Origin of the sequence: Alteripontixanthobacter maritimus (genome assembly GCF_003340475.1) — a bacterium.
GTDB lineage: Bacteria > Pseudomonadota > Alphaproteobacteria > Sphingomonadales > Sphingomonadaceae > Alteripontixanthobacter > Alteripontixanthobacter maritimus.
This window is the reverse complement of the sequence record NZ_QBKA01000002.1, coordinates 204,328-216,886: the sequence shown is the minus strand read 5'-3', so window position 1 is coordinate 216,886 and position 12,559 is coordinate 204,328. Positions and strand designations below refer to the sequence as shown.

11 protein-coding genes and 1 tRNA gene are annotated in these 12,559 nt (G+C 62.1%); 5 read left to right on the top strand and 7 right to left on the bottom strand.

Annotated elements, in window-relative coordinates; all coding sequences use genetic code 11:
* Window positions 1–97 precede the first annotated feature (97 nt).
* Window positions 98–2,398: a TonB-dependent receptor gene (locus HME9302_RS01165; RefSeq protein ID WP_230080017.1), complete on the bottom strand. Its 2,301-nt coding sequence runs from the start codon at window positions 2,396–2,398 to the stop codon at window positions 98–100.
* A gap of 190 nt (window positions 2,399–2,588) precedes the next feature.
* Between HME9302_RS01165 and HME9302_RS01160 the strand changes: the two genes are divergently transcribed.
* On the top strand, window positions 2,589–3,212 hold the full coding sequence (locus tag HME9302_RS01160) for a TetR/AcrR family transcriptional regulator (protein ID WP_115365485.1): 624 nt from the start codon (window positions 2,589–2,591) through the stop codon (window positions 3,210–3,212).
* Between the two features lie 201 nt (window positions 3,213–3,413).
* On the opposite strand, the gene HME9302_RS01155 is transcribed toward HME9302_RS01160, so the two are convergent.
* The gene (locus HME9302_RS01155) at window positions 3,414–4,574 is read right to left on the bottom strand and encodes an acyl-CoA dehydrogenase family protein (protein ID WP_115367379.1); all 1,161 of its coding nucleotides are present in this window, start codon (window positions 4,572–4,574) and stop codon (window positions 3,414–3,416) included.
* An 80-nt stretch (window positions 4,575–4,654) separates the two neighbouring features.
* On the opposite strand from HME9302_RS01155, the gene HME9302_RS01150 reads away from it, so the two are divergent.
* From HME9302_RS01150 to HME9302_RS01140, 3 genes are read left to right on the top strand one after another with little or no spacing between them, the layout of a single operon-like run.
* Window positions 4,655–6,220 carry an acetyl-CoA acetyltransferase gene (locus HME9302_RS01150; protein ID WP_115365484.1) on the top strand — a complete coding sequence of 522 codons (1,566 nt, stop codon included), beginning with the start codon at window positions 4,655–4,657 and terminating at the stop codon, window positions 6,218–6,220.
* A 49-nt stretch (window positions 6,221–6,269) separates the two neighbouring features.
* Window positions 6,270–7,277: a cupin-like domain-containing protein gene (locus tag HME9302_RS01145; protein WP_115365483.1), complete on the top strand. Its 1,008-nt coding sequence runs from the start codon at window positions 6,270–6,272 to the stop codon at window positions 7,275–7,277.
* Between the two features lie 17 nt (window positions 7,278–7,294).
* Window positions 7,295–8,146: an aldose 1-epimerase gene (locus HME9302_RS01140; protein ID WP_181815640.1), complete on the top strand. Its 852-nt coding sequence runs from the start codon at window positions 7,295–7,297 to the stop codon at window positions 8,144–8,146.
* A 36-nt stretch (window positions 8,147–8,182) separates the two neighbouring features.
* Here HME9302_RS01140 and HME9302_RS01135 read toward each other — a convergent pair.
* The 4 genes from HME9302_RS01135 to HME9302_RS01120 all read right to left on the bottom strand — a co-directional run bounded on the left by HME9302_RS01135 (window position 8,183) and on the right by HME9302_RS01120 (window position 10,519).
* Window positions 8,183–8,258: transfer RNA gene (locus tag HME9302_RS01135), tRNA-Lys, on the bottom strand.
* A complete protein-coding gene (gene folK / locus HME9302_RS01130) occupies window positions 8,249–8,806 on the bottom strand; it encodes a 2-amino-4-hydroxy-6-hydroxymethyldihydropteridine diphosphokinase (RefSeq protein WP_115365481.1) in 558 nt (185 codons plus the stop codon). Before folK ends, HME9302_RS01135 begins: the two co-directional genes overlap by 10 nt.
* On the bottom strand, window positions 8,803–9,681 hold the full coding sequence (gene aguB / locus HME9302_RS01125) for an N-carbamoylputrescine amidase (protein WP_115365480.1): 879 nt from the start codon (window positions 9,679–9,681) through the stop codon (window positions 8,803–8,805). The genes folK and aguB overlap by 4 nt, the downstream gene beginning before the upstream one ends.
* Before the next feature lie 28 nt (window positions 9,682–9,709).
* Window positions 9,710–10,519 (bottom strand): class I SAM-dependent methyltransferase, encoded by an 810-nt coding sequence (locus tag HME9302_RS01120; protein ID WP_115365479.1) that lies wholly within the window; start codon window positions 10,517–10,519, stop codon window positions 9,710–9,712.
* A 142-nt stretch (window positions 10,520–10,661) separates the two neighbouring features.
* Between HME9302_RS01120 and msrA the strand changes: the two genes are divergently transcribed.
* Window positions 10,662–11,219, top strand: a complete 558-nt coding sequence (gene msrA, locus HME9302_RS01115) for a peptide-methionine (S)-S-oxide reductase MsrA (protein WP_115365478.1) — start codon at window positions 10,662–10,664, stop codon at window positions 11,217–11,219.
* Window positions 11,220–11,256: 37 nt separating this feature from the next.
* On the opposite strand, the gene HME9302_RS01110 is transcribed toward msrA, so the two are convergent.
* Window positions 11,257–12,537 (bottom strand): RsmB/NOP family class I SAM-dependent RNA methyltransferase, encoded by a 1,281-nt coding sequence (locus HME9302_RS01110; protein ID WP_115365477.1) that lies wholly within the window; start codon window positions 12,535–12,537, stop codon window positions 11,257–11,259.
* Between the last annotated feature and the right edge of the window lie 22 nt (window positions 12,538–12,559).

Below are 12,559 nucleotides of genomic sequence, written 5' to 3'. Positions count from 1 at the left end.
GTGTGTTAGGGATCGTCGATATCCGCAAGGGTAAACGGGCGGACGTTGCCAGGTCTGGAGGGCTGCGTTTGAACAGACCGCATTCACACCGGCACCATCAGAATTCTATGGTGCCGGTTATGAACACCTGTCTGGGGTTGCCGTAGAAGGCGGTCAGGGTGCCCTCCGGACCCAATGTAGGGATCGGGAAACCATTGGCACCTAGCGGTATTTCACCAGTGACCGGATCGGCGACCACGAATGTATAGCCGGATGTCTTGTATTCCTTATCAGTCAGGTTGCGTCCATGGAGCCCGATGCTCCACCGTCTGTCCGGCGCGGTATAAACAAGATTCGCATCCAACGTGGCGTAGCCCGGTTGATCGATAAATGGATTGGGTATCTCGAACTGGAATGTTTTCGAACGGTAAGCGACGGTGGTCGAAAAATCGAGATCGCCCTCACCAAGTTGCGCTGAATAGGCGAGTGTCGCGCTGCCGGTAAATTCAGGTGTATTCTGCACTTCACGGAATTCGGCCACATCGGTTGGCGTTCCGCCGATGTTCGTTACGTATTCCTTGTACTCTGCATCGATATAACCGCCCGTCAGCGCGATGTTCAACCTGTCTCCGACACCGAAAAGGTCGCGGCCCACGCGCATATTGGCTTCGCCCTCGATGCCCTTGAATTCCGCCTTGCCTGCATTCGATACGATCCCGCAAAAACTGGGTAGGCCGCCGACTTCGCAGGCGACCGATCCGGGGATCTGCACATCGGTATAATCGGCGTAGAAGCCTGCAACCGCCAGGTTCAACGCCCCGCCGAACAAGCTGCCCTTGTAACCGATTTCGTAGCTATCGACGGTTTCGGGGGCGAAGCTGAGGAACGCCGCCACTTCGTCGTCCGACCGCACACCGTCGTCATTGAGATCGGGCGCGTTGACGCCTACTCCGCGCGGGTCGAAGCCGCCGCCCTTGAACCCTTGGGAATAGCTTGCATAAACATTGTGATCCGGTGATGGTTGGAAGCTGATCGATCCGCGCGGGGTAAACTTTTTGAATTCGCGCGCCCCATCGAAATCGGTGCTCGGGCTGCCGAAAGGGATGCCCGCTCCGCCGAAAAACGGCGAACCGCCGCCGAGATAGTTCTGCCGCAGAATATCAGCGCTGCGTTCGTCCCAGGTATAGCGACCGCCCAGCGACACGCTTAGGCGCTGCGTGATGTCATAGGTGAAGTCACCGAAGACAGCATAGGTCTCGGTATCTACGTTTGCCGCAGTAAAAGCCGTAAGGCCCGGGAAGGTGGTGAAAATGCGTACGTCGAACAGCGTGTCGGCCTGCGCATCGAGGTAGTAGAACCCGACCAGCCCCGACAGCCGGTCGCTTTCGTAAAGAAGCTGGAATTCCTGGCTGATCTGTTCATTGAAATAGCCGCCAGGCACATCGAGATCGACTGCGGGCAGCGCGTCGAAGTCGATCGGTGTGAACGTTTCGTCCTTGCGCCATGCACTGATCGAACGAAGCGTCACTGTATCGCTCAGTTCCGCGGACACGTTCATTGCGAGACCGTAGGAGTCTACATGCTGCGCCGGATCGTTAAGCGCGCCGCGCGTATCGTAGACGTCCTCCAGCACCGGTGCGCCGGACAGCAGGCCGGGAATGACCCGGTGGCCCCCGCGCGGATTGCTTTCATCCTTGGTATAGTCGCCCGAGATTCGGATCAGCACCGGTTTGCCATACCCGCCGATTTCGAGCGTCGCGCGGCCAGCCCAGATGTCCTTGTCGTAATTGTCGAGCCCGGTGGTCAGGTTTTCGCCAAAACCGTCACGCGTCAACCGCGCGACGGCACCGCCCGCGCGGACGAGATCGTTCAATGGTGCGGAAAGGCTGAGTACGCCGTCCAGCTGGTTATACGTACCGTAGGTAGCACGGGCGCGCAGCGAGAAGTCCTCCGGCAATTGGCGTGTGACATATTTCACCGCGCCGCCGATGGTGTTGCGCCCGTAAAGCGTACCTTGCGGGCCACGCAAGACCTCGATCCGTTCGACATCGTAAATGTCGAGTACTGCAGCCTGAGGCCGGTTAAGGTACACATCGTCGAGATAGATACCGACACCCTGCTCGAACCCGGAAACGGGATCCTGCTGGCCCACGCCGCGGATGAATGCGCTCAAGGTCGAATTCGTGCCGCGCGATGTTTCAAGTGTGGTGTTGGGCGTAGTCTGCGCGATGTCGGTAATGTCGAGGGCACCCGCCTGTTGCAACGCCTCCCCGCTATACACGGTAATGGCAATCGGAACATCCAACAGGTTCTCTTCACGGCGCCGAGCGGTCACGACGATCACGTTGCCGTCTGCATCGGCCTCGTCCGTCGTGTCTTGCGAAGTTGGCAGCGCATCTTGCGCCATTGCAGGCTGCATTGCTCCACCTGCGAATATCAGGACAGCGCCAATGGCGGCAACGCTCGCTTGGTTTTTGATTGTCGAAATTCTTTTCATAGTCGCTCTCCCAATCGAACCTTTACGTCCTGTGAGACAGGTCATATTGTAAGTTGAACCACCATTCAACTATCTTGTTGTCAGGCCATGCCGGCTGGCGTAGAGGCGCAACATGATTTCAGCCACCGAGACTGCCAAGGACCCACCTGCAAAGCAGCCGCGTACCGAGCGGGGGAGACGCACCCGCCAGAAACTCATCGACGCCGCAGCCGTGGAATTTGGTGAGAAGGGGTTTCACGAAGCTTCGATCATCGGAATTACGGGGCGTGCCGGAACGGCGCTGGGCAGCTTTTATACGTATTTCGATTCCAAGGACGAGATCTTTCGCTCTCTGGTGAAGGAGTTGGGAGATATGGTGAAGACGCGCGCTGCGGCGGCGCTGGAGCCAGAGCAGTCGGCATTGGAAGCGGAACGTGCGGCCCTGCACGAGTTTTTGGAATTTTCACGCGAACACAAGGAGATATACCGAATTATCGATGAGTCGGAGTTCGTCGACCCACAAGGCTATAGACATCATTACGAACGGACCGCGCGGCGGATCATGGAACGGCTGGCGCATGGTGTAGCGGCGGGTGATTTGCGCAGCGACGTCGGCGAAGTCGAGGCCTGGGCAATCATGGGTATGAACGTCTTCCTTGGCCTCCGTTTCAGCATATGGGCCGAAGACGCGGACCCGATCGGCATTGCGGACACGGCCAATGCCCTGCTGAAAGCAGGCATTTCAGCACACTCTTGAGTAGTAGAGGCGATCCAGGCGACATGCCGGAACGCGATGAACAGCCTCCCGCTACAACCGCTTCCCTTTCGAAGGACGCGACTATTTCGTACATGCAATTCGGGGGCTAGAACCAACCGATGCTGGTCATGGACAAGGCGTCGGGCAACCCGCCATTTCGGCCAGATTCGCAAAAAGCCGCGAGGTCTCGATTGCGTCTGCCTATCGCCGTTGATCGAAGCGGCGGCCGACCAGCGATGCGGCGATGTTGGTTTTCTGCACGTCGGTCGTGCCGCCCGCAATGCCCCAGGCGAAGCCGTCGCGCACGCGCTGTTCCATCGGGTAATCCTTGGAATAGCCATAACCGCCCATCAGCTGCATTCCATCGGACGTAACCTTGCGCACCATTTCGTTGGAGAAGCACTTGGCCATGCTGCTTTCTATGATGCCGGGCAGGCCGTTCTGCGCCGTTACGGCGGCGCGGTGGATCAACAGGCGAGCAGCCTCGACCTGCATCGCCATATCGGCCAGGCGCAATTGCACGGCCTGGAAATCGACGATCGGTTTGCCGAACTGGGTGCGCTCCTGAACATAGGCGGTCGCATCCTCCAGCGCGGCCGCCGCAATGCCCAGGCCCATGGTGGCGTTACCGCAACGTTCCAGACTGAAGGCGCTCATCAGCTTGCCGAAGCCGCCTGCGGGCACGATGATATTGCCCTTCGGCACCCGCACTTCGTCAAGATAGATATCGGCAGACGGAATGCCGCGAAAACCCATCAGCTCCTCAGCCTTGCCGAAGGTGAGGCCATCGCGATCCTTCTCTACCAATACCGCACCCACACCCTTGGCGCCGGGCGCGTCGGAAAGGCGGCAATAGACGATGTAGATGTTGGAATGCCCCGCCCCCGAAGACCATCGCTTTTGCCCGCTGATGACAATGTCGCCTGCATCTTCGCGGCCCGTCGTGATTAGGTCCGTCAGGGCAGTGCCCGCGCCCGGTTCGGACATGGCGACCGCCACCAGCTTCTCGCCCCGCGTGACTTGCGGGATGATAGCGGCTTTCAGTGCCTCAGGTGCGAAATGTTCGATCGTGCGGACGGGGCCGGTCAGCGCTTCGAACACCGGCCACGCCACCGCGACGGAGATCTTCGCAAATTCCTCCAGCACCAGCAGCGCTTCCAGATGGCCCAGACCCAGCCCGCCGAACCGTTCGGGCAGGTTGACGCCAAGAAACCCCATCTCGCCATAGCGCCGCCGCATTGTGTCCGGCACCGGCGTCGCCTCACGCTCCATCTCACGCGCAAGGTCGGGCAGTTCGCTTTGTGCAAAACTGCGCGCGGCTTCCTGCAAGGCGCGCTGATCTTCGGTAAGCTGGAAATTCATGGACATGTTCCTGTGCGGGCGAGACAGCCGAACCATGGCAAAGGCTGGCGGCATTGCAACTGCCGCGATAGGACGGGGCGATGACCGCTTCGAAGCATCTTCCCGGCAACACGCCCGTTATCGTCGGAGTGGGCCAATATTCGGAGCGTATCGGGGAGGACACCTACAAAGCGTTGTCGCCGATGGATCTGGCGGGCGAGGCGCTGCAGGCGGCGATTGCAGATTGCGAGACCACTGGACAGGTTGCGGCACAAATCGACACCCTGGCCGCCATCCGCCAGTTCGAAATCTCCACTCCCATGGCGCAGGCTCCGTTTGGGAAGTCGGACAATTCGCCGCGCTCTATCGCCAGCCGCGTCGGCGCGGACCCGGCGCGGGCAATCCTCGAAGTGACGGGCGGCCAGGCACCGCAGAAGCTGGTCGGCGAACTGGCGAGCGATATTGCCGCCGGTCGCAGCAACTGCGCCGCCATCGTGGGGGCGGAAGCCATCTCCACCATGCGGGCGCTACAGACTGAGAGGCAGGTGGAAGGGCAGCCAGACGGGGCGGTACCGGACTGGTCGGAGGAGATCGGCGGGCAGCTGGAGGATCGCGGTTACGGGCTGGAGAATCTTGTTGCGACGACCGCGCTGACCAATGGGCTGATCGGTCCGATGCCGCTTTACGCCATGTTCGAAACCGCACGGCGCGCGAAGCTGGGGCTGGACGAGGAAACATACCGCCGCAAAATCGGCGCATTGTTTGCTCCCTTCACAAAAGTTGCCAGCCGGAACCCGCATGCTGCCAGCCGTACGGTTCTCAGCGCCGAGGAACTGGCTACCGTCACGCGAGACAACCGCATCGTCGCCCAGCCCTATACCCGCAAGACCGTTTCGCGCGATCAGGTGAACCAGGCCGCCGCGATCATCCTCTGCTCTGCCGACACAGCGCGCGAACTGGGCGTGCCGCAATCGCGCTGGGTACATATCCATGCCAGTGTCGATGCGGTGGACACGTCCGCCCTTGCGCGTGACGATCTGGCGGCGAGCGCCACGGCAGCCGACGCCTTCCGCCGGGCGCTGGGGGTCGCCGGCATTACGCTGGCCGATGTGGACCACCTCGACCTTTACAGCTGCTATGCCATCGCGGTGTTCGACATCATCGATGCGCTGGGGATCGCGCCCGACGATCCACGCGGATTGACGCTGACCGGCGGGCTGCCGTTCTTCGGCGGTCCGGGCAATAATTACTCGACACACGCAATTGCGGAAGCGGTCGCAATATTGCGCGATGCGCCGCACGATTACGCTCTTGTTGGCACCAATGGCGGATATATGAACAAATGCTCGGTCGGGGTGTACTCCGCGCAGCCTGCCGACTGGTCGACCGGTCGCCAGGAAAGTCTGCCAGCTAAACGCACGCGGATCGAGGTGCTGGACACGCATGACGGCCCCGCATCGATCGAAAGCTATGCCGTTATACCCACACGTGACCACCTCGCCTTGACCGTGGTTGCATGCACCGCAGAAGGTGAGCGCGTGATCGCCATGGCCCACCCGGACGACGCGGAAACCCTGCGGCGCTTCAACGAGACCGAGGCTGTCGGGCGCGTAGTGCGGATCACTCCGGGCGAACGTGGCCGCAATCACTTCACCTTTGCAGACTGACCGCATCGCCGCTCGCCCGCCGGACCCAACCCATGATAGGACTGCCGATATGCAAGCCGTCCAGAAAATACCGCTCCCTTCGCCCGCCACGTTCGAGAAAGAATTGCGCGATCAGTACCAGCCGCTCGTCATGCGCGGCGCGGCGGCGGACTGGCCATTGGTCGAGGCCGCCCAACGCAGCCCGGACGAGGCGCTGGCAATGGTGCGTTCCGCAGATACGGGCCAGCCGGCGGATATCATGCTGACCGTACCAGAGGAAAAGGGACGGTTCTTCTACAATGCCGAAATGACCGGCTTCAATTTCGCCCGCAAGCAAGCCACGCTCACACAACTGGTAGACGAGCTGCAGCGGCAAACGGCCGACGCCGCGCAGCCGAATGGCATATATGCAGGCGCCACTCCGATGCGAAGCCATGTACCATCGTTGATGGCAGCCAATCCTTTCCCTTTGGCCGAAACGCTGGACGATGCCACCGCACGTCTATGGCTGGGCAACGCGACACAGGTGGCGACGCATTTCGATATGTCGGACAATTTCGCGGTGGTCGCGCTGGGCAAGCGGCGCTTCACGCTGTTTCCGCCTGCTGCAACCAAGGACCTTTACGTTGGCCCTTTCGATAACACCCCTGCCGGACAGCCGGTCAGCATGGTCGATCCGCTGGCGCCGGACATGGACCGCTATCCGCGTTATGCCGCCGCGCTGGAGCAGGCGCAGTTTGCCGATCTGGAAGCTGGTGACGCGATCTATGTGCCGACCCTGTGGTGGCACCATGTGGCGGCCAGCACGCCGGTCAATATCCTCGTCAATTACTGGCACAACGATGCAGCGCATGGCGGCGGGTTCATGGCGCTGATGCACGCCCTGCTATCAATCCGCGACCTGCCGGCGGTGCAGCGCGAAGCATGGCGGGCATGGTTCGACCACTTCATTTTCGATGCAGACGCTCCGGCAGCGGCCGATCACCTGCCGCCTGCTGCACAAGGCATTCGCGGCCCCGCCTCGAACGAGCGCGATGCGATGATGCGGCAATATATTGCCCGAACCCTGATGCGGTGATGGGAGAACCGCAAACGATGTCGCCGATCGTCATCGCGTCCGGCGGGTGGGAGGCGCGCATCCGGCCCGATATCGGCGGAGCGCTCGCTACGCTCAGCAAAGATGGCCGACAGATGCTGCGCCCCATGCCCGATATCGCGAGCGACGTTCGGGATTCCGCCTGCTTCGCGATGCTGCCGTTCTCCAACCGAATTGCCGGGGCGCAGTTCGAATGGGATGGTAGGACGGTCAGCCTAGAGCCGGATATGCTGGCCTACCCGCACGCCCTGAACGGCACAGGCTGGCAGGTACCGTGGGAAGTCGAGGTAGCAACCACCGACACTGCAATCCTTTGTCACCATCATGAGCGAGACACGCAAGGTTGGCCTTGGGCGTTTAGGGCGCAGTTGCAGTACAGCGTGTCCGGCGAAGGACTCGCTGTTTTGCTTTCGATGACGAACCTGTCGTCGTCACCCATGCCTGCCGGATTGGGTCTGCACCCATACTTGCGCCGTTCGTCCCAAACATCGGTCCGTTTCGAAGCGGAGGAGGTGGTGCTGACAGACGCGGACGGGATTCCCACTGGCGAAAGCGCCTCGCCCGGCCGGTTCGCACAATGGGCGCAAGGCGCGGAGCTGCCGAATGTGTTGGTCGATCACTGCCACACGGGCTGGACGGGCACGGCAGAGGTTTCCGATCACTTCGGAACCGTCACCTTGCAAGCCGAAGGTGCGCCCCATTTGCATATCTACGCCCCACCGGAATCGGGCGTTCTGTGCTGCGAACCGGTCAGCCATCGCCCGAACGCGCTCAACCAGTTCGCGCAGGATGTGATCGTGCTGAAACCGGGCGAAACACAAAGCCTCACCCTGCGGATCGGCCATCGCTGACCTGCCTCACGAGGCTTTCTCTATTATGCAAAAAGGTGGTGAGCCCTGCTGGGTTCGAACCAGCGACCTACTGATTAAAAGTCAGTTGCTCTACCGACTGAGCTAAGGGCCCCCGGGACCGGGAGTGTGCAGGTGAGTTTCGGTTGCCTGCGCGCGCCGTCCCCTAGGTAGCGGGCGGCGGCGGGTCAAGCGGGCATATAGCTGACGCAGCGTTTTGCCGCTTACAGGATCGCTCCAATCAGGCGCGATCTGCGCCGCCGGGCCGAGGACAAAGCTGCGGCTGCGAAACTCCGGATGCGGGATCAGGAGATCGGGCGCGGCATACACGCCGCCGCTCCACAACACGATATCGAGGTCGAGCGTGCGGGCCTGCCACCGCGCCCCGCGTCGCTGCCTGCCAAAACGCGATTCGATGGTTTGCAACATTGCCAACATGGCGGGCGGCTCCATCGCCGAAGCGACCAGCGCAGCGGCATTGGCGTAGGTGCGCGCAGACGGGCCGAGCGGCCTGCTGGAGATGATGAATGATACTGCCAGCACTTCGCAGTCCGCATTATCGATGGCTTCGACCGCCGCATCTAGAACCGCGGCAGGTCCGCCGATACCCGTCACGCGTATGTTGGACCCCAGTGCGATCAGGTAGGTATGGTCCGCAGTCAAATATCCTGCACCAGCCGGCCGTACATATCCGGTCTGCGGTCGCGGAAAAACCCCATGCCAGCGCGGTGTTTGGCCGCCAGGTCGAGATCGATGGTGGCAACCAGCACGCCATCCTCCGTACCGCCATATTCGACCACCCGGTCGCCCCATTCGTTGGTGATGAAGCTGTGGCCATAGAATTTCTGCGCCGCATCCGCCGTACCTTCCGATCCGATCCGGTTGGCGGCGACCACCGGCATGCAATTCGATACGGCGTGTCCTACCATCGCGCGGCGCCACATGCGGCTGGTATCGAATTCGGCGTCATAGGGTTCGGAGCCGATAGCGGTGGGATAGAACAGGACTTCTGCACCCATCAGCGCCATCGCGCGAGCGGTTTCGGGGTACCACTGGTCCCAGCAGATGCCGATGCCGATACGCGCAGTTTGGCCGCCCGCCAGCGGCACGTCCCACACCCTGAAACCGGTATTGCCAGGGCGGAAATAGAACTTTTCCTCGTAACCAGGCCCATCGGGAATGTGGCTCTTGCGATAGACGCCCTGCACGGCGCCATCGGGGCCGATCAAGGCGAGAGAGTTGTAGTAATGCTGGCCATCGCGTTCGAAGAAACTGGCGGGGATCGTGACCTTCAGGCGTTTCGCCAGCCGCGCCATGGCCCGCACCGAGGGATGCTCCGACGTGGGGCGCGCGGCGGCGAACAGCGCCTCGTCCTCCTCCCGGCAGAAATACGGACCAGAGAACAGTTCAGGTGGCAGGACCACATCTGCCCCTTCGCCGGCGGCCTTGACCACCATATCCTCAACCGCCGCGATGTTGGCGGCCTCGTCCTCCTGGCCCAGTTCCAGCTGGAGGGCGGCGACGGTTATCTCGCGCATGGCGTATCTACCCCGTCGCCGCCTTCGATCAGCGCTTGCGGAACAGCAGCGTCATGCGGTCGCTCTCACCCAGATCCTTCAGATCGGCGCGCTCGGTGCCAAGGCTTGGCGGCATTTCCCACACCCCGCGCGGATGGTCTGCGGTATCCTTGGCGTTGGCGTTGATCTCGCTAGTGGCGACCAGATCGAACCCATGCGCTTCCACCATGCCGATAATGTCCTGCTGGCGCATATAGCCGCGGCTGCCATCGGCGTAATCGCCCGGCGCCCAAGCCTTTGCGCGGTGCTGCACGATACCGAGCATCCCGTCATCCTTCAGCATGGTCCGTGCCCCGCCAAGGGTGGAATGAAGCAGGCCGAAGCGGTGCAGATTGTGCATTTCGCGGAAGATCAGCACCCGGTCCACCGTACCGGCCATATCCTCGCCAGCATCGTCAATATTCATGCCGACAGCGTTCATCCCACTGAGGTTCCATTTGGCAAGCTGCTCGGGGAACTTGCCTGCAAGCCCGCCCCACGCAGTAGCGATCCGTTCGCTCGTGGCGCGGCTCATGTCGGGGTTCAATCCAATATAGCGGCCATCAGCGCCCAGATACGGCACCAGCACACGTGTGTACCAGCCACCGCCCGGCACCACATCGGCCACGGTCATGCCCGGCTTCACCTTGAAGAAATGCAGCGTTTCTGCCGGATTACGGAACTGATCGCGCGCGCGGTCATCGGCGCGGCGTTCGTCCTGCATGGCGGCGGTCAGTTCCGGCGTGACGTGATGTTCCGCGACGGCCGGCGCGGCGAAGGCGATGGCGGCTACAGCAGCGGCTAGACAGAGACGGCGCATGGTAATTCCCCAAATTCGTTGAACGTAGTCCGCATGATAGACGCGCCATGGCTGGTGACAACCATTTCAGCGCCGATCGATCCGAACCGCTCTCGCAATTTGTCCCGCAGCTCCTATCTCCCGATGCAAAGGAGACAAGACGATGGGCGAAACGCAGCAAATCATTCTCGCCGGTGGGTGCTTCTGGTGCACCGAAGCAGTGTTCCGCGACGTGGTGGGCGTGAGCGAGGTGGAAAGCGGCTATATCGGCGGCACGACCGAAAATCCGACTTACAAGGAGATTTGTACCGGGCGAACCGGCCATGCCGAGGCGATCCGCGTAAGCTATGATCCCGATGCCATCGCACTGGACGATCTGCTCGACGTGTTCCTCGGCACGCATGATCCGACCCAGCTGAACCGGCAGGGCAACGATGTCGGCACACAATATCGCAGCGCTATCTTCCCGGTGAACGACGAGCAGCGCGCGGCTGCCGAAGCGGCGATCGCGCGCGCAAACGAGGACCATGGCGGTAAGGTCGTCACCACGATCGAAGGCGCGGATCAGGACGGCGGGGCGAAATGGTACCCGGCTGAGGATTACCACCAGGAATATTGGGAAGGCGAAGGCAAGCGAAACCCCTATTGCCTCGCCACCATCCCGCCGAAGCTGGCAAAACTGCGCAAGAGCTACGCTGCCAAGGTGAAGGCGGACGCCTAGAGCTAACTAGCAAGCTGGTCCCGGCTCCGGCCGGGACCTATGCTTTGAGCCGGACAATGAAAAAGCCATCCATTCCGCCCGTGTTAGGCAGAAGTCCGGGATGTGTGCGCACCCAGCCTTCGCTTGCGGGGTCGACTCCGTCGGGCAATTCTGCGGCTGTTATCGGGTCGGTAGTGAGGCCAATGGTGGACGGTTGCGCCTCGCCTTCCTCCTGCTCCAGTGAACATACCGCGTAAACCAGCGTACCGCCCGGGGCGAGCCAGTGTGCCGCCCGCTCCAGCAACTTAGCCTGCAATGCCGCCATCGCGGTGATATGCTCCGCGCCGATCCGGTGCAGCACATCGGGGTGACGGCGGCAGGTGCCGGTGGCGGTGCATGGCGCGTCGAGCAAGATGGCGTCGAACTGCCCGGTCGGTTCCCAAGTCAGGGCGTCGGCGGACACCAGCGTCGCCGAGAGGCCGGTCCGCTTCAGGTTCTGTTCGACCCGGTCGAGTCGTTTGGGCTTCACGTCGAGCGAGGTTACGTCCCAGCCCTGCGCCGCCAGTTGCAACGTCTTGCCGCCCGGCGCGGAACATAGGTCGAGCGCCTTGCGGCTCTCACCCGGGCCCAACAGGCGTGCAGGCAGCGAGGCGGCGATATCCTGCACCCACCATGCGCCGTCCGCGAAACCGGGCAGCGCCTCGATCGCTTCGCCGCGCGGCAGGCGAATGTGACCCGGCATCAGGCTCACCCCGCCCAGTTCTTCCGTCCAGCGTTCGGTTTGCGACCAGTCGCGCACGGTCAGGTCGAGCGGCGGTGGTAACGCAAGCGCGCCGGCAATTGCTTCGGCCCTGTTGCCCCATCGCATTCTGACTGCATCAGGCAGCGTGGGCGCTTCGGGTAATGTGGCGGGACGCTTCGTCAGGGTGGAGAATACGCCGTGGGCCAACCGGCGCAGCCCTCCGGTCAGCAAGGGCAGCCCGGTCGCAATCACCGCATGCGGCGGCGTATCCAGCCGCAGCCATTGCGCCAGCATCAGGCGCAGCACCTGCCGCGCCTTGGCCTCGTGCTGCAACGGTTTGCGGGTGGCGCTGTCGATCAGCGCGTCGAGATCGACCAGCCAGCGCAGCGTCTCGCTCGCTATCGCGCGGGCGAGAGCGCGGTCGGCAGGGGCAAGCGCCTTGGCAGCGCCGCGTTCCGCCATGTCCAGCGTTTCGCCGCGCCGCAGCACGCCGTCGAGCATCGTCAGCACAGCCTTGCGAGCGCGGAGCCCCGGCAAATCGGGATTATTCGAACGGGGAGCGGACAGATCGCCGGAAGGCAGGGATGGTTTGGCCATGTGCGCCCCTACCCGCCCTTGA